This window comes from Thermodesulfobacteriota bacterium, from assembly GCA_035559815.1.
Lineage (GTDB): Bacteria > Desulfobacterota_D > UBA1144 > Nemesobacterales > CSP1-2 > DATMAT01.
Genome location: DATMAT010000062.1, coordinates 1 through 19,078, shown reverse-complemented (window position 1 = coordinate 19,078; position 19,078 = coordinate 1). Strand labels below are relative to the sequence as shown.

Here is a 19,078-nt window from a genome sequence, read left to right as displayed (position 1 = left end):
AAGATATGTTGGTTAGTTTGAAGACCAAAACTGTAAAGTTGGATTTCACTTTGTTCTATTATGGTTAGTATAAGGATTTACGCAATCAACTAGCTGCAACAGGTGCTATGGCCGTACGTTTATAACATCAAAATTGTTGTGACGAAGAGCCCTTCGGCAAAGTCCAGAGCAAAGCAACTAGTCCTTATTGTCATCCTGGAGGTAATGTGAGGGACCTATCTCTTTAGATTCTTCACTTCAGAATGAATGGGCATTTTTTATTTCTCTTTACCAGCGGATGTAAATCCGCTCATATTGAGCCTGTCGAAGTATGAATTTAGAACGTAAGGAGTTCGTCCTTCGACTGAGCTCAGAACGAAGGGGGGTATTATTGACTTGGTCATGGTATTCAGAACGACAGCTTGCGTCTGATTGCTTGATGGAGTTTACACTGAACATGTTCGATATCCTCAGCGCAGGCTCCGCAAATCTGCTCGCAAACACAAATAGAGATAATTCTGTAGCATCTGCAGGAAATCCCCAAGTTAAAAATTTAGCGAGGAATAGAAGAATAATTCATTCGATCAGCTAACTGTTTAGTTTGCCTTTCAAACTTTGCTCTTAGAACAATCAATGCTAACATAAACCAAAACCATGGCATGGTGTGTGTAACTAAAGTCAGACTATCGATCATAAAGAAGGCAATTAGCCAAATAAAAATAAAGCGAGTAGTTGGATTACCAATTCTCATTATATTCCTGAAGATATGAATAAAAATCGCTATAAAAATAATAAACCCAAATATCCCCAATTCAGCTAAAACAGCTAGGAATGTATTGTGTGCTCCTTTTGCGCGCCTTGATTGCCAACTAAGATCTTCAATATCAGTAAGTGGTCTATATTGATTCCAAACAAGTTTAAAGTTAGCATAGCCAACACCAAATGGCATAGTATTTTTTATCATTTCCTTTCCCACATCCAAAATTTCAAAACGGCCAGTTACTCTAACCTGTGGATCATCAGAAAAAAGGTAAGTAAGGGTTTTAACCCTTTCCACAACAGATTCGTTGATAACCCCGGAATAATACGCAGAAACCACTCCGAGTACCAAAACTACTGATACACGAGTTACATATTTTACTATTTTTGAATTTCGGTGAAGAATAGCAACTGTTAGAAGAAATGATATGGGTAGAGCTACCCAAACCCCACGGCTTTGGGCTTTTATAATTACATAGGTGATAACTAAGCTACATAAAATAAATATAATCTGTAAGAGCTTATACTTAGTTTTGTAAAAATAGTAGAACATTAATATCATGGACAGGCTAATTATTAGAGAAAAATAATTAGGGTCAAATCCCTTAGCAAATGAGGTCCTTTCGGTGTCACTAACCTTAACCCCCTTGACCAAAGTTATTAACGCAGCAAGAACTGCACCTGCTATAAAGCTCAAGGTAATAATATCGAGCCGACGTTCGTTACGGCAGTAATTTATTATTAGAACGTAGAAGGCTATCATCTGACTTAACCTGACGATAGCATGAAATAGAGCTTGTTTGGTATCTTCAGCCCAAACAGAGCTAAGCACTGCCCAAGCCGCAAATATGCATCCAAGCAACGAAATGCGGTCAAATTTGATTTTCTCGTGTAGTAGGAGAATCCTACTGACGAATACTCCCATAAGCAAAACCCCCAGAAAAAACTCAATCGAGCGAGGCCCACCTATGCGAGTGATAGGTCCTAGAGGAATCAAGAAAAACATTAAAGCGAATCCGACATTCGGATACTTCAGAAGGATAAAGACACCACAAAGACCAACCACCAAGGGTATTGCCATGAGGCCCAATTTATCATCAGTGGTCATCCACCCCAGCATGTAAGCTGTGAATAACAATATAAAAAGGCCGCCCACAACAGGTCCGATTTTTCGGTATGTTGCATAGTTAGTGTTAGTCAGCATTTCTCCTAAATTATAACTCTATGGGTTTTTTGAATCAAAACGGGTAAATCAATAGTGAATTAAGGTTTAGATGTCTGGGTTTAGGGAATGTTCCTACATTATGGTTTAAGATTCCTCGTATTCACTCGGAATGACACATTGCATTAGATTCCTCATAAGCTCCCTCATATTGGTTCGGGGACGGAATGACAAAGTTAACCTCCCTCATGTTAGTTCGGAACAATGCTTGGTGACAAAATATTCACAGGAGTTTATTCCCACGCGTCATTCACACGGCTCAATCCTCCCCCATAACGGGGGAGGATTGAGGATGATGTCAGGGTATTATCGATCAAACAAACAGTTTATGGGTTCATCAAGGAATGGAACAACCATTCACACCAACGTTAAGCCTTTTGTGCACGTTAACACAGGCTGAGTCGGGAAAGTCAGAGCCGTCATTTATGCCGGGTACAGTAGCTCCGCAAGGAAATTGTCCTGTACTTTGATTCCATAGCTTATTGTCGGTTAATTCGCCGTTCTCATATCTATAAATAATATTAGCTCCTATGTCTTTGCCGTCTTTGCCCGCTTTTTTTAGCGGACTCCCAGAAGGAATATAGACGATACAATTTCCAATCTTGGGGTCGGATGAGGAAGAGCTGCTGAGAGAAACGCCTGGAGTGCTGTAATCCCTATAGTTGGCAAAGGCACGTAAATACTGAAGAGCCAGGGAACTAAACTCATTGACGTCATCTGTTCTGAATCCATTCTTAGAATTATTCACGGCTAAAGAGTTTCTTACTGCAAGAGACGGATATATGGTCCAGGATACATTCCGACTGGGCCTACTCATTTCATTGTCCATTTTAAACCCGGAATCTTTATTTTTAATCGACGTGTTATTTTCGGCAACCACGTTCATTGGGGTACGTATAAAAAATCCATTACTGGTGTTATTGTAGGCGACGTTGTTGATGGAGGTATTATCCCTAAATTCAGAATCCCATTTGGGATGGTGACTAAGAGAAAAACCCTGGACATTACTCAAAGAAATATTTCCCATTATTGTATTCCTCTGTCCAATATCGATTATGGCCAGGTTATTTTCGCTTATATTGTTTTCCATCACGGAGTCGGTAGAAAGATAGAAAACAAACCCCTCGTCTCCCATTTTGGTATTAATTGAGCGGTATCCATCAGAAAGGTCAGCATAACCTCTCGAATTTGCATAATTTCTCCTGAGAGTTACGTAAGAAGAATTGCTGATGCTAAATCCATGCCTGTGGAAGTAGTAGGCCTCGGATTCTTCGATTAATATCTTAGCAGAATTTGCTATATTAAAAACATGGGTGTTGGTATATCGGTTGGGAAAGGCGCCCAGTAATCGTCCCAGCGTAATGTCGGAGGAATTCATTATATGGAAAACGTGTCCCTTCATTCCATAAGCGGTAGTGTCTGCGTTATCTTTACTTTCCGCTCTTATTCCTTCTATGATCCAGTAGGAGCAATTTCGTAAGCTGAATGGGGGGTCGCCTCCGTCGCCCTTCAGAAAGGCCTTTCTCTCATTCTGCGCTATAATGCTAATCCGTTTATCTTTCGTGCCGTTAAAGGCATTTTTGGTGCAGTCTATGGACAAATGTTCACTATAAGTACCGTCCAGCAAAATCAACGTGTCTCCGGGTTTAAGCTTCGGGACGGCGTATTTAAAGGTTTTCCAGGCCGATGATGCAGATGTACCCGAACTGCCGTCTTTGCCGTTTGGTGATACATAATAATCGGTGCTTTGTGCAACTGAAGTAACAGCATAAGAGAATGTAAGAACTAAACAATTAATCAAGAAAACGTTCTTGATTAACTTTATTCCTTCTTTACAGCAACTGCGATTGTAGAATTCTTGCCAACATAGACGGATCCTATGCTTGCTCATCCAACCACCTCCTAACTGAAATTTGGGTTTTTACTTATACCGTAGGAGGTGGTATATGTCAATAGTTTTATTTAAATTGTTGTCTAATACTAAAGGCTTAAGGCAATATAATATCTAAGTCGAATATATCATTGAAAAATGTTTTCTGCTCTTGAGTTGAGGTCCACCTATTATTTCATTGTTTTCGACACTGGTTGTCATAATCCGTACAAATATCCAAGATATATTTTCCCCATGTTCCTTTGCTCTGTTCAGAGGTTGGCTCCTGGTTTCTCATCTAGAAAAAAACCTAAGCAGTAAGTTATATAACTAGTTTTTAGCTCAATACCAACACTATATAGCTGGATAATACCTAAGTCTTAAGTTAGTATCATCCTCACTGCTCACTTAAGCAATTTCCGAAGTCGTCAAAATTAAACATCGCCATACCTAAGTGCGTTCTCCTTAATCACCTTCATTTTCTTGAAAACACTTGCACCTAAAAGAGAAAGACAAAAATTAAAATAATGTCTTACCTCGAACGGATAAGCCATGATCGCCCGGAGAAATGCCTCCCTACCCTTTCTGGCATTTCCACTATAACAATATAACACCCCCAGTTGAAGGTAACGGTAACTGTGGTCCTTTTTATTCGATTCAAATACGTCGCTGTATTTCTTGAGCATTGCTTCTTTGCCGCTAATCACCAGTTTGTAGTTAGTGGACAGCCTGCTGTCGGCATGACTGTAGTACTTTACCAGAGGCCTATCCACATATTCAAATTGGAATTCTTTTGAAATTCTTATCCACATATCATAATCGAGACCAAAGGGTATGCTCGCATCAAACAAACCCGTCCTGTCAAAACATTCTTTTTTAACCATGAGAACTGAAGGAATTCTAATCCAGTTAAACTGGAGTAGCTCATTGAATATATTTCCCCTCTTGGTTGGAATAACTTCCTTCACCACCTGTCCTGTAGCCCTATCCACCTTCAAGAAACCCGTATATACGCCACCAATCCTATCAGAATCCCTCTCAAAAATTTCGATCTGTCTCTCCAGTTTCTCCGGTAACCACTCATCATCGTCGTCCAGGAATGCTACATAACTCCCATCCGAGTTTATCACCCCTGTATTTCTGGCCCCTGCTTCTCCTTTATTAGTCTCATGTCGAACATGTTTAATCCTTTTATCATTGAAACCTCTTATTACCTCCGCTGTATTATCCCTAGAGGCATCGTCCACCACCACTATTTCAAAATCCTGAAATGTCTGGCTCAGGACACTGTTAATAGCTGAACCTAGAAGTTCAGCGCGATTATATGTAGGAATTACTACGCTTACTTTTGGCATCAATTGTCTACCTTTAATCTTTTCATATCGAGATTTTCTTGATATCAGCTTGGTGCTTAAACTTCTTAATCTCCTTTAACCGCCTAAAGTTATCCGCTCCCAAAAATGAGAGAAATAAATTAAAGTAATGACGTATATCAAACGGATAAAGCCTGATAGCTGATATAAAAGCCTCCCTGCCTTTTTCAATATTTCCTTTATTGCAGTGGCCTACTCCAAGACCCAGATAGTAATTACTATAGTTTTTCCTGAATGCAGGAGACTCGCCATACTTTTTAAGCATCAATTCAATGCCTCTGTCCAATGCTTCAAGGTTAGTCCAAATTTTATCCCCATGAATGCGGTATTTAACTAATGTTTCGTTAATATACTCAAAATTAAATTCCTTTGAAATTCGAATCCACATATCATAATCCTGAAAGCTGGGGAGGTTTTCATCAAATAGTCCTACCCTTTCAAAGCACTCCCTTCTCAGAAGAACGGAGGATGTGGTACTAACCCAGTTTGCTTCAAACATAGCTTCATAGATATTTCCTCTTTTTTTGGGACTCCAAATCCTTATCACATTTCTACTATTGTAATCTACGACCATGTGACCGGTATATACGGCACCTATCTTTGACGAAGCCTTTTCCAACAAATCTAGTTGTTTTCTCAGTTTATCTGGCAACCACTCGTCATCATCGTCTAAGAACGCAACATATTTGGAGCTTGAATTCATTATACCGGTATTCCGGGCCGCAGAGCCCCCCTTACACAATGCATGACGCAGGTATTTTATCCTTTCATCGTCAAAACTGGTCACGACCTCAAAGGTGTTGTCCGCAGAAGCATCGTCAACTATAACAATCTCAAGACCCCGGTATGATTGATTCAGTACGCTCGCAATCGCAAGCCGTAGATACTCAGCGCGATTATGAGTGGGAATTATTACACTGACTTTGGCCATTTATTTACTTTGATAAGTTTAATCATAATCTATAGATCGCAACAAGGTTGGATCCCTAAACTCATCTTACTAATTATTGAGACTTAATTCACATAGCCAAGGGCCTTAAGCTTTTGAGTCAATTCGCCGTCAAGCTCGATTTTATCAGCGGTAAACAGCTTCGATTTTTCTTTTTGAATATCCATCCAGAAACCTAGGTTCTCATAAAGAGGTTTGGCAATACTCGATTTCTCCGCTATAAGATTCTCTTGCTCACCGGGGTCGTTCTTTAGGTCAAACAGCTCAAGCTCGGTATCCGACCTATGAATCAGCTTCCAATCGTTGCTCCTAATCATCTTATAACGATAATTCCTTTCGCTGAACGCATGAGTCTTGCCATAAGTCCCTTTTTGTACCAGCTCTACTACGCTCTTTCCATCAATCCAATTAGGAAGTGAAATACCGAGTTTCTCGAGCACGGTAGGCATAATGTCTATGCTTTCAACTTGAGTAGTTATAATCTGATTGGTTGGAAACATGGGCGCCTTAATAATTAAAGGAACCTTAACTATTTCGTCGTACAGTTCCTTATGGTCGATATGGTAAGCAGGATGGTCTAAAAAGTTTTCACCGTGGTCGGAGGTAAGAATTATAATGCTATCGTCGTATAGATTTAACTCTTTAAGCTTATTAAAAAGTTTTCCCAGGTAATAATCCGTATAATATATCTCTCCATCATATTTATCAATTACGTAATGATAATCCTCAAGCGTCATTAACGGTTTAATTTCTTTGTAATAGTCGTTGCTATTGCCGGATACTTCCACGATTCCACCGTAGTTCTTGTCGCTATATATATCATAAGCAGGCGGAGGATCGTAGGGGGCATGGACCTGGTAGGTGTGTAAGAAAAGAAAGAACGGCCTTGAATGGCCTTTTTTAAGCCAATTTACCGCCTTAGCGTAGATAGCTTCGATGCCATAACCTATATCATCAAAGTGGTCAAAGCCTTGATAGCCGAATCGATGGCTGAGATAAGCTCCGTCCGTAAAAGCTACGGTTTCGTATCCGGCGTTTTGTAAAATTTCCGCTATGGTCAAATGCCCATCGCTAAGCTTACTGCTGGGCCTCATAACCCCATGGCCGGACGGATATAGGCCGGTAAGCATAGACATATGTGATGGCAAGGTCCAGGACGACTGGGCGATTGTGTTTGTGAATAGTACAGCGTCTTTGGCAAAACGGTCGATGTTTGGAGTGGTATCGCGGCCGTATCCATAAGAACCAAGGTGGTCCGCCCTCAGCGTATCTATGGAGATCAGAATTATGTTGGGGTGACCGGACTTCGTCGACGGCTGATAAAAAAAGGTAATTAAATTAAGCAGGATTATCAGGATCAATATTCCGGCCGGGCTCCTAAAACTGTCGAGTTTGGAAAGATATAGGCTCAATTTTGACATCTTGATTACTGCCCACCCTAAAAGAAAGCCAGTCAAAAAACAAAGAAGAGCCCATATAACATTTCCTATGATGCTCTTCAACCCCGAAAATGCAGGAAAATATGTTTTATTCAGCCAGTATCCCCCTATTACAAACATTAACAGGGCGGGAACCAGGCCTGCTCCGATAATGCCCTTAACCCTTTTGCCAGCCCCGAAAAGACCAAGAAAGCCGTTGACCGTGATGAGTGCAAGGGAAATAGCTATTAATGCGGAAAGGGCAATCAATAGGTAGGTGGTCAGGATTGACGAAGCCGAATGGAAAATTAAATAGTACATCTCATACTGTACATATTTGTTAGATATAACAAATGTGACGCTCTTCAGGATACCCAATACGAAACTAACGAAGATGGCCAAAATGGCGGCCGTTTTAAGATTAGCCAGGTAACCTTTTGAGCCCTTTATAGCCGGTAAAAAAGCTAAAATGGACGCTATGCCGGTCAGGATCAGCAGTAAGACCTGCATACGGTCGGTTAATATAGAAGAGATTAAATATTTAGCCTCATATTCAAGTTCATTTCCTGAGACAGCAAAGGCAGTACCACTGAAGTCCATTAAGGTTAAGGAGATCACAGCTAAGGGAGTAAGCAGTCCCAACTTCTCGGAGTATTCTCTAATTTTCATGAACAATTCCTTTATTTAACTTGAGAATTCACTGTGGCCACCTATCCATCCTCCCACTCGATGGGGGAGGATTAAGCCTGTCCTGAGCGAAGCCGAAGGAGTGGGGGTGATTCACCCTCCCCTTCATCCCCTCCCATCGAGGGAGGGGAAATTTTCGGATACCATGGTACCAAATAATATTATGATAATGGGCCGGTAAAACATTTAGACCGCCTGTCCAGTCATCTCAAGCGCCTTCAAAAATGCTTCGGCTTTCTCTCTCTCGACATTGCAAAGGGAAACATCTTATCTACTAAAGATTCCTCACGGTAATTTGAGACAAAATAATGACCAGGGGAGTCTTTTTGCAAACTAGAGAAAGAACACTTTGTCAATTCTAGTGCTCCGCCGTCTCGCTTACAGTCATCCAATAGTTAACAGTCACCGGGCGATTGATTCAATCAGACTTTTGTTAGATTATGGACTAAAAAAAGTATTAAATACAGGAGATATGTAAAACTTTAGGTCAATAAATAACCCTGGAGCGCGCGATAGTGATTAGTAAGTTGCCCCACCTTAAATCCCCACAAGGGGGGAGAAACCCTTCGACTCAGGACAGGCTTAATCGGGAATCTATATTTTGAAAAGCTGGATTCCCACTTAAATCATGTGGGAATCACAGATTCCCGGTCGGGGATAAGCTGTGTCGGAATGATAGATTCGGCGGATTCCCACGTAAACTTGTACCCACACGTTTCAAGCGGGTAACATGTGTAAATAACAGCACCGGCATCCTTCGAACCTTTGACTCCGGTCAGAACAGGCTCGCAAAAGGGGAATCGAAGGGTGTCATTTCGAACCTTGTCCCGAACGAACGTGAGAGAGCTAGTGAGAAATCTTGGCATGAATAACAATATGATTTCAATTTCAAAGGTATGTTATTGTCCACCGGTGTTGTGTTCATCCAGCTCATATATCTTCACCGGATACCGAGAGCCGTCGATAACCTTCTTCAATTCGTATTTCTCATCCATGACCACCTTAAGTTTGCTGACCTGCTTTAAGTAAGTCCTTTCCGTATATCCATCCAGAATAATGAACTTTGGTGGGTCTTCGGAGAGTTTCCACTCCAAATCCTTTAGTTCCCCCTCCGGTATTCCATATAAGTAAACCAGGGGATGGGTCTGATTCATGAAGGGCTTCCGGTTAGACACAAACTCCCAAATAGCTGCCCCGGATATGATTTCGTCTTTTTCCTCAGAATTCTCCTTTATGTAATCTGAAGCCTCCCTTACCGTTTCCGGGGACCAAACGCAATCAAAATCAACCCCCATACTGCGCCCAGATTGGGCAAAAGATAGGACAAAAGACGAGATGAGAATAGAAGAAGTAATAAACCCCAGTCCTTTTTTGAAATCTCTTTTCAGTCTTAGACCCGAAACCTTGAATACCAACAAATACACCATGGCAATCAAAATTAAATACAACAAAACCTTAACCCCATAAGGAGCATAAGAAGCCAGCTTAAGGAAAATTGCTGAAACAATAGCAATGGATATAAACGCATAAAACCAGCGTCTTAACACAAGCTCTTTGGAGAAATAAAAGAAAGACAGTAATAAAGTAGGGATTAAAAAATATAGAATATTTTCTATACGGAAATAGGGCAGCTTTCTATTGAGGAAAAAAACTAGGGGGAGGGAGACAGCTACAATAGCTATGTTTCTTCCCGAATTCTTCTCTAAATCTAACTTGGATAAGGAGTATAGGATTGCGAACGCCAATAAAATAGACAATGGAGGGAGAAACTCTTCAAAGTACTGGATATAAAAACCGCGCTTGAGAGTCCAATAAGAGTAAGCAACTCCCAAACTAAATACCCAGGAATATAAAAGCGAGAGTGGAAGAACTGCTTTCTTAAGACATTCGCTACCCCCTTTGCTTAATAACACGTAAGCCACTATGAACACTGAAGAAATCAATCCCACAAATAAGAAGGAGTTTGTGATGAGAGTAAAATACAAATAACCGATTGTCTGACTCCAAGGCTGCCTGACTAATTCTAAACTATCAATATCTGCACCAACCGCGCTTGTTCCTGCGAGACCGAGGATTCCGATAAGGTTATTCAAAAAGAAATTCAGTGGGTTAATTGGGCCAAGCAGGATTTGGCTAACGGGCATGTACCGGCTATAGTAGGCAAAAACTAAAAGAAATCCTAAAAGGTAACCGCATAAAAAAATCCCATAACTTATGAATAGCTTTTGAATCTTATCCCAATAGGCAACTATAAAGAAAAGGAGGACGGCCAAAAGAATCGCTAAAGAAGATTCCCTTACGTAATAGGCAAGCGAAAGAAAGACCCCTGACAAAAGTAGGAATAAACCGGTTCTTCTCTCGCTTTTCACACCGAGGATCACGAAATACACGGCAGTACAACTTAACAACACGGTGAGAGGTTCAGTCTTAACAATGGTGGATTCGATGATCGACAGGGGCAAAAACGTGTATATAGCCGTCGCCAGTAAAGCAACTCTTTGATCAAAGAGCTTTCTTGAAATGAAGAAAACCAGTACACAAACACCCATCGTCGAAACGAGTGGAAGAAACAGCCTTACGCTTATATAGCTGATACCAAATAGCTTTAAAATGATAGCTATAACATATACATAAAAGGGTTGACGGGAGCCGAAATCGACCTTGGGAACAAGACCATCCAGAACCAGCACACCATCCAAAAGGTGGGCCCCTTCGTCTGGGTTAATCCATCGGGTATCCAAAAGCCATAAGCGGATTACAAATCCCACAAATAGTATTCCAAGGAGCCAAATATAGTGATTTTCCCTGACTTTTTGACTAATCATTTTGCTTCACCGCTGTCCAATGTAACTAGAAACCAACAGTTCACACGCGTAAAACAAAGCCTTTAGATAGATAAAAATACCTTTTATATCAGTCCCCTTCTTTTACATTTGCTATGTAGCGCCGTCCAACCCCCCTTTGTATGCCGGGCCCTCTGATTACCATCACGTGAACTCTGATAATCGATCCCTTATTTTGGACAAGTTTGATTTCACTATATTAATTAATAAGATTTGAGAATAATTAATCCCCAGCAAATAAAGGGGCAAACCATCAAGGGGCTGAAGAGTAATAGGACACACCCTTTTTTCTAATACCGGCAATACGATTCCCCAGGACATCCATAAACATACCCCAAAGCATTTGAAAGCTCCCTCTAAAAAAAGTGAGCAGGGCTAAAAAATACATAACACCGCCAAATGGAACACAGGCTAACAAAACCTGGTAACTCTTGTATCCGAAATCGATTAGAACATATCTTAGAGCCAGTACCGAAAAAAGCATTAATAAGGAGGAGGTTAAGGCTGGAAAAAGTACCTTTAATATACTAATTAGGTCTAAATTGATTAAACCTATAGAAAGTCTCAGGAATACGATTCCCATGAGACCGACTACTAAAGACATACCGATCGCCACACCAATAATCCCGTAGGAAACACCGATTAATACCGCAATTAAAAGTAAAGGCACCTGAACCGCATTAAACTTAAAATCGATATCCGGTCTACCCAGTGCCAGAATAATCTGCCCGCATGGTGAAACAAAAGAGCGTATCATAGTAAACCCTATTATTATCTGTAGGGGAATTATAGACCTGTTCCATTTCTCGCCGAATACGACCGGGATTAATTCATTTGCTACAGCTAAGAGCCCGATGAATAAAGGAAAGGTTACGAGTGATAATAGCCTGGTCATCTTTAAGAATACTTCTTTCATCGTGCCTAAATCCTTTTGCAGCTTTGAAAATGCAGGAAAGGCAACCCTACCCACAATCCACACAATATTCTTTACCGGCCAATCCGCCAGGTTATAAGCGAAGGTGTACAAACCGAGCTCCCCTGCGCCTAAAAACTTGCCGATTACCATATAGTCGCCATTGATATTCAAATAGCGCAGTAAGTTACTGCCGAATATGTATTTCCCGTATCCAAAGATTTCTTTCCAGTAACGCAGGCCAAACTTTAGGCTCGGCCGCCAGGGGCACACCATCCAGAACCCCAGAACCCGAACGGGAGAGGAAAAAACCTCGGGAATAACCAGGCTCCAGACCCCGTATCCGGCAAATGCCATAGCTATGGTTATTGCTTTTGATATCGTAGTTACACCAATCTCTACCAGGCTCCTTTTCCTGAAGTCTAGCTCCTTGGTGAGCAATGTTGAATGGATACTGCCGAATGAATTCAAGAAAAATCCCAAGGCCAACAGCATTAAGATCGGTTTTACCATGTCATTATCATAGAAGCTGGCGGCAAGGGGAGAGACGAGCACCGTGAGCAAGGTTAAGCACAAAGCAACTAAGATATTCAGCCAAAAGGCCGCCGAGGCATATCTGTCTACGTCTTCTTGCTGATATATCAGCTTAGCGGCTATTCCCACGTCCCCAAACAGCCGTACGAGCTCCCATACGACCATGGCAATGGCCACAATACCAAAATCTTTGGGAAGCAGTAACCTGGCCAGTATTACCGTGGTGATTAGAGATAGAATATTAGAACCGAAATGGGCTATAGAGACCCAGGCAGTCCCACTTTTTATTTTTTGGCTCAGATTCATTTTATGGACATTAATCAGCCATCATAATACCCGACAGGTTATCACGAGGGAATTTTAATGGGTATGAATATATTTTGGGAATTAGCAGGGTATTTCGACCGCTTAGGGTATGCGGATATGCTTCTTCGCTAAAACTCAATATAACACCGTTCGCCCTGAGCTAGGCCCACCCCCGGCTAAACCGAGGGGGAAGGGCAAACTCCTTAAGTTTTCAATTCATCCTTCGATCAGACTCAGGATGAGCGGATTTGCATCCGCTAGAATTAAGAGATAAAAAACCGTTCATTCTGAGCAGGGTCCATAAATACTGGATTCCCGCTTCCCGATCATGGTCGAGGACAAGCTACGCAAGAATGACTAACTGGTGACTTGTACCCACACATTTCAAGTGGATACCATGTGGGAATGACAAGATTGGCATCCTCAGAGAAGCCTTCCCGCCTCTAGGTGAAAGAATTTAACAAACAATTCTACTCCCCCTTGAGGAGGAGCCTATTTCCATTCACCCCCATCCTGACTGCTTATTTCCATTTGATGCACACTGCGCATCAAATAATACGCCCCATCAAGGGGGAAGGAAGAAATTTTCTGTAACCCAGGTCCCCGTCCTGACACCCTGACATTTCCTCCCCCTGAGGGGGGAGGATAAAGGTGGGGGTTTGGGCAGGCTTCCCTCCAATGGGGAAGGAATTTAAATTTCCTCCCACCTGAGGGGGAGGATAAAGGTAGGGGTTCATTTTCCATTCCCCCATCCTGACCCCATCAAGAGGGAAAGGAAGAAATTTCTGTAACCCAGGTCCCCGTCCTGACACCCTGACATTTCCTCCCCCTGAGGGGGAGGATTAAAGGTGGGGGTTAGACCCACTATTTAAAGCCTCTGCTATAACTTCTTTTACCACATCTACACTTGTTAAAACTTCATTATCCCAAAATCTGAGAATTCGAAACCCTTGACTCTCTAGCCACTCACTACGCTCTTCATCGTAAACCACCCGTTCGCTATGCTGTCCTCCATCCACTTCCACAATCAGTCTCTTTTCCAAACATGCAAAATCAACAATGTATGGTCCTATAGGGTGTTGTCTTCGAAATTTATGTCCATCAAGCTGACGAAGCCGAAGGTGTTTCCACAATTTCCTTTCAGCATCGGTTGGATTCTTCCTTAACTCTCTCGCCCTGTCTCTATTCATTTCATTACCCCCATCCCAACCTTCCCCCTCCAGGGGGAAGGAATTTAAGAATTCTCCTCCCCCTTGCGGGGTAGGACTAAGGTGTGTTCATCTTCCATTCCCCCATCCTGACCCCGTCAAGGGGGAAGGAAGAAATTTCTGTAACCCAGGTCCCCGTCCTGACACCATCCTGACCTTCCCCCGTCAAGGGGGAAGGAATTTAAGAATTTTCCTCCCCCTTGCGGGGGAGATTCGATTGACCCTTCCATAAACTGTGTAAATTCTATGAAGGAATGAGCGGATGAGAATTCGCTAAAATGATTAATGAAAAACCTATTTGCCCCTCAAGGCTCGCCAGGAGCCACTTAAAGAGACGAAAACATTATCCACTATTTCTCGGTCTCACCGATACCAGGCTCGGGTACATACTTCTTAAGTTCAACCTCACCCCGATAGCTAATCTTTCCCAACCTGTGGGTAACCCTTGGCTCCCAGGTAATGTTACTATTCAGGCCATAATTCCAGATTGTGGAAATACCAATCCCGATTAAATTACTGTATAGATAATAAAGGCCGGCCAAATCGGTCAATGCCCAGAGTGTAACTACATTGAGGATACCGCCAACGCCACAAATCAAGTTAAACCTGACTAATCTACCTAGGCGGCTGACCATTCCCGGCCTCAGTCTAGACCGATCACGGAATGTCCAAAACTCATTTAATACGAAATTGCTGATTATGGCTATCTCTACGGCCAGTATCGAAGAGTAAACATAGTATAGATGGCTGACCTCGGTAAAGAACTTTAGCGCCCCTTCATTGACAAACACGCCGGAAAGCCCGACAGTGCAAAAACGCAAGAACCGCCCGACCTGACCGGTTTCCATCGCCAGTCGGAACATGTGTGTGAAGAACTGCAGATATTGAACCGGGCCCAGCTTGCTCCCACCTTCTTTCCGTTCTTCAAAGGTATAAGGAACCTCGATTATGGTTTGATACTCTCCTTTGGCTAAAACTTCTAAGAGTATCTTATATCCTTCCGGTTTTAGATTAACGGATTGAACTACCGAGCGCTTAATGAGGAAATAACCGGACATAGGGTCCCGGACCATTTTTAGTATCCCGGGAAGCATAAAGGTGGCAATACATGCCCCTCCCCAGGATATGAACCTGCGGACAAGGCTCCAATCGCTTACCCCGCCTCCGGTTACATTTCGGCTGGCCACGGCTATGTCCGCATCCGTATCCAGGATAGAGCTTATCAATGCAGGTAGTACTTCCGGCGGATGCTGTAAATCACCATCCATGACCCCCAATATCTCGCCCCTAGCCTCTTCCCATCCTTGTACGACCGATTTGGCAAGCCCTTTTTCTTCAAAACGCCTTATAACCCGAAGATAGGGATTTTTTTTAGACAGGTCTTCAACCAATTCCCAGGTTTTATCGGGGCTGTCGTCGTCGACCACTATTATTTCGAAATCATCTGTGATTTTGCTTAGGACTAATGTAACCCTCTGGACCAAAGGGATGATGTTTTGCCGTTCGTTATAGGTAGGGATAATCAAAGAAAACAATAATTGATCCATTCAAAGGTTTATAGGCAGGTAGAATGAACAACCCGGAAGCAGGATATAATTAGTAGAATAATAACTTCGTGACTGACAATTGCAAATGTCGTTGCTGTCATGACGGCCGTTCTTCCCATCATTTCGACCCTAGGCTTGTCGAAAGGGAAAAATCTTAGTGAAGCAGTGTTTAGTGGATAGTGGTTAGGAATAACTCAAGATTCCTCGCTTCTCTCGGAATGACAAGATTGGCATGCTTCGACAAGCATGAGCGGATTAGCATCCGCTGAAATGATTAATGAAAGAACCGTACAACTCTACTCAGGGCAGCCTTCCCACCTCTAGGTGAAAGAATTTAACAAAGAATTCTCCTCCCCCTTGAGGAGGAGCCTATTTCCATTCACCCCCATCCTGACTGCTTATTTCCATTTGATGCACACTGCGCATCAAATAATACGCCCCGTCAAGGGAAAGGAAGAAATTTCTGTAACCCAGGTCCCCGTCCTAACACCATCCTGACCTTCCCCCGTCAAGGGGGAAGGAATTTAAGAATCCTCCTCCCCCTCGCGGGGGGAGATTCGATTGACCCTTCGATAAACTCTGTAAATTCCCACGAAGGAATGAGCGGATGAGAATTCGCTCAGAATGACAATATAGCAAGGCCTTATCAATTCTTTGTCGACAGCGATTGGATATCTTGTTTTGAATAACTTATGAAGAGGGTCTTTAGTTTCTCCACCTCTTTCTTTATGTTAAACTCGCTCTCTATAATCTCCCGCCCTTTCATACCCAACTCATTCCTTTTTTGGGGGTCCATCTGGTAGATTTCCTCGATGGCGTCGGCAAGAGCTTCAGGATCCGCAGGCGGGACCAGGATACCGGCGCTATCTTTGACCAATTCCGGAATTCCGGAGATATGCGTAGATATAACCGGTTTCCCCAGCGCCATGGCTTCCATTAAAGAAACCGGTATGCCGTCCATGTCTCCATCCCTTGCTACTACGCACGGGAGAATAAAAAGATCCGCCTCCCCAATAAGTTGAAGTACCCTCTCACTCGGGAGAGAACCGGTCAAATGCACTTTATCCGATAAATCGAGTTTAAGTATCCGCCCCTCCAACTCTTTTCCTAACGGTCCATCCCCCACTATCTGACAGATAAAGTCACTTATACCCCTGTTAACTATTGTCCTACAGGCATCCAATAAATATATGTGACCCTTTTTTTCTATTAACCTGCCGACAGACAGTATTGCAAACGGCCTGTCACCACCGCCGGCAATAACAGATCCTTGGTTAGCCAGTTTTTGCAGGTCCACACCGCAATGTACGACGTGTATTTTATTTTCGTCAATTCCCGGACATCTTTTCTTTATATAATTTTTATTATATAAGGAAACGGCTACTACAAACTTCGCTGTTTTGATTTTCTCTCTCATTAAACTGAACCTTTGGAAGATATCATATGCATGTACTGTGAAACTATAGGGAATTCCTGAAAGTATAGAAATTAACATGGCGTATTCAGAAGCCGTAGATGCAAAATGTACGTGCATATGACTCTTTTCTGAACCCCTCAGCTGGTAAGCGTAATAGATGGAGTTCCTGAATCTGGTGAGAAGGTATTTAAAGCTGCCTATGCTATAGGCAAAGCTACAGGCTTTTAAATATTTAAGCGGGGAAGTGACTAAAAAGTAGATATGGACATATAGGAAAAAACAAACCTTCCTGAATCTGGATAGTTTTTTGAGGCCATCTAAATAATAGGTTTTATTCGCCAGTTCTTCAGCTTCCGGGTGAACAATTTCTTCAGTGGGCTTAGAAAGAGCGAAAACAGAAACATCCACACCCTGCTTGGTTAACTCAATGACCTCATTAAGAATGAAAGTCTCAGAAAGAGCGGGAAATAAATCTAGAAGATACACCACCTTTAACCGGTTTAATTCGGGAGACATGTTTCCAAGATTTAAAGCTCAGAATGGGATAATGCTACTCGATCAAATCCTTGATAACGTAGGTCTGTTTGTTTTGAACCTCGTAATAAGTCCTGGTTTGCATCTCGCCGATCAGCCCAAAGCCTATAAACTGTACGCCTAAAACCAACAACATGACCCCAAGCATCAGTAAAGGCCGATCTGCTAATTCTTGTCCTAAGAAGAGCCTGCCTACCGTAAGGTATAGGCAAATCAGAAGACCCACTCCTGAAAAAAGGATTCCCCAAAGCCCGAATATCTGCAGCGGGCGCGTTATGAATGAGAGCAAAAATTTAACGGTAAGGAGGTCGAGCATTACTCGTATTGTCCGGGAAATGCCATACTTCGAGGCTCCGTATCTTCTCGGGTTATGGTTGACCTTAACTTCAGCTATGCTAGCCCCCATCGAACTGGCCAGAGCCGGGATGAAACGATGCATTTCCCCGTATAACCTTAAGTTTTTTACTATGGCGGGCCGGTAGGCTTTTAGTGAACATCCAGAGTCATGTAATTTGACCCCGGTTATAAGGCTAATTAACCAATTAGCGATAATAGAGGGTATTTTCCGGGTGAGTGTTTTATCCTGCCTATTTACCCTCCATCCGCTGACCACATCATATCCCTCCTCAATCTTCTGGAGAAGTAATGGAATATCCTTGGGGTCGTTCTGCAAATCGCCATCCATCGTAATTATCACTTCCCCTCTTGCATAATTGAACCCGGCGGACATCGCCGCTGTCTGTCCGAAATTTTTGCTGAAGCGAATAATCTTCAACCTCTCGTCAAACCTTTTAAGCCTCGATAATACTGAGAAAGTCCCGTCGGTGCTTCCATCGTCTACGAAAATAATTTCGGCTTCCCGGTTCAGGTCTTTAACGACGTCCTTTATAGAGTTATAAAGCAACTCTACATTATCTTCTTCATTGTATAGAGGAACCACGATGGAAATCTCGGCTTTGGTTCTAGGATTAGTTCTTTGCATGTTAGAGCCCGCTAGGAAATCGTTTAATACTTTAAGTTCTCCTTAGAACGTACTATATATCTTATATCACTACAAATGTTATCCCGACACTCCCGGCAATCAACTGGACTTTTGTTATATTTCTATAACTGAAAAAAGTAGTAATCTAGCGGAATGATTAAACTGGGTTATCCCGTTCGCCCTGAGCTAGGCCCACCCCTGGCTAAACCGAGGGGGAAGGGAAACTCCTTAAGTTTTCAATTCATCCTTCGATCAGACTCAGGATGAGCGGATGTGCATCCGCTAGAATTAAGAGATAAAAAAACCGTTCATTCTGAGCATGGTCCCCCGGTTTAACCGGGGGAAGAATGAACACCTCAAGAAATACATTCTTTAGCCTAAAGCGCATTCTCAAGTTAAATCTCGACCCTAAAGAACCCTTTGAACGCATATCCAAAGACAATGGACAAGACGAAGAATACCACGAGCCAATGAACCGGCCACCCGAATATCTGGATAGACCGGCTGGGGTAATTGACCTCGATCTTCTCCATAAAA

At 42.5% G+C, this 19,078-nt stretch carries 12 protein-coding genes; 1 reads left to right on the top strand and 11 read right to left on the bottom strand.

Annotated features, from left to right (window positions below):
- Positions 1-532: 532 nt before the first annotated feature.
- The 11 genes from VNN20_15015 to VNN20_14965 all read right to left on the bottom strand — a co-directional run bounded on the left by VNN20_15015 (position 533) and on the right by VNN20_14965 (position 18,541).
- On the bottom strand, positions 533-1,942 hold the full coding sequence (locus tag VNN20_15015) for an O-antigen ligase family protein (GenBank protein HWP93502.1): 1,410 nt from the start codon (positions 1,940-1,942) through the stop codon (positions 533-535).
- A 355-nt stretch (positions 1,943-2,297) separates the two neighbouring features.
- A complete protein-coding gene (locus VNN20_15010; GenBank protein ID HWP93501.1) occupies positions 2,298-3,851 on the bottom strand; it encodes a right-handed parallel beta-helix repeat-containing protein in 1,554 nt (517 codons plus the stop codon).
- A 413-nt stretch (positions 3,852-4,264) separates the two neighbouring features.
- Positions 4,265-5,185: a glycosyltransferase gene (locus VNN20_15005; GenBank protein HWP93500.1), complete on the bottom strand. Its 921-nt coding sequence runs from the start codon at positions 5,183-5,185 to the stop codon at positions 4,265-4,267.
- Between the two features lie 22 nt (positions 5,186-5,207).
- The gene (locus tag VNN20_15000) at positions 5,208-6,134 is read right to left on the bottom strand and encodes a glycosyltransferase (protein ID HWP93499.1); all 927 of its coding nucleotides are present in this window, start codon (positions 6,132-6,134) and stop codon (positions 5,208-5,210) included.
- An 83-nt stretch (positions 6,135-6,217) separates the two neighbouring features.
- On the bottom strand, positions 6,218-8,239 hold the full coding sequence (locus VNN20_14995) for a sulfatase-like hydrolase/transferase (GenBank protein ID HWP93498.1): 2,022 nt from the start codon (positions 8,237-8,239) through the stop codon (positions 6,218-6,220).
- A gap of 917 nt (positions 8,240-9,156) precedes the next feature.
- Entirely contained in the window at positions 9,157-11,082 is a 1,926-nt protein-coding gene (locus VNN20_14990; protein HWP93497.1) for a glycosyltransferase family 39 protein, read from the bottom strand.
- Positions 11,083-11,353: 271 nt separating this feature from the next.
- A complete protein-coding gene (locus VNN20_14985; protein HWP93496.1) occupies positions 11,354-12,853 on the bottom strand; it encodes an MOP flippase family protein in 1,500 nt (499 codons plus the stop codon).
- Positions 12,854-13,695: 842 nt separating this feature from the next.
- Positions 13,696-14,043 carry an endonuclease domain-containing protein gene (locus VNN20_14980; protein HWP93495.1) on the bottom strand — a complete coding sequence of 116 codons (348 nt, stop codon included), beginning with the start codon at positions 14,041-14,043 and terminating at the stop codon, positions 13,696-13,698.
- A gap of 368 nt (positions 14,044-14,411) precedes the next feature.
- Complete coding sequence (locus tag VNN20_14975; protein HWP93494.1) at positions 14,412-15,608, bottom strand: glycosyltransferase family 2 protein; 1,197 nt, start codon at positions 15,606-15,608, stop codon at positions 14,412-14,414.
- A 646-nt stretch (positions 15,609-16,254) separates the two neighbouring features.
- Positions 16,255-17,541, bottom strand: coding sequence for a glycosyltransferase (locus VNN20_14970; GenBank protein ID HWP93493.1), 1,287 nt, complete (start codon positions 17,539-17,541; stop codon positions 16,255-16,257).
- 34 nt (positions 17,542-17,575) lie between these two features.
- Positions 17,576-18,541 carry a glycosyltransferase family 2 protein gene (locus tag VNN20_14965; protein ID HWP93492.1) on the bottom strand — a complete coding sequence of 322 codons (966 nt, stop codon included), beginning with the start codon at positions 18,539-18,541 and terminating at the stop codon, positions 17,576-17,578.
- Between the two features lie 347 nt (positions 18,542-18,888).
- Here VNN20_14965 and VNN20_14960 point away from each other — a divergent pair.
- Positions 18,889-19,078 (top strand): hypothetical protein (locus tag VNN20_14960; GenBank protein HWP93491.1); only part of this gene is annotated, 190 nt, incomplete at its 3' end.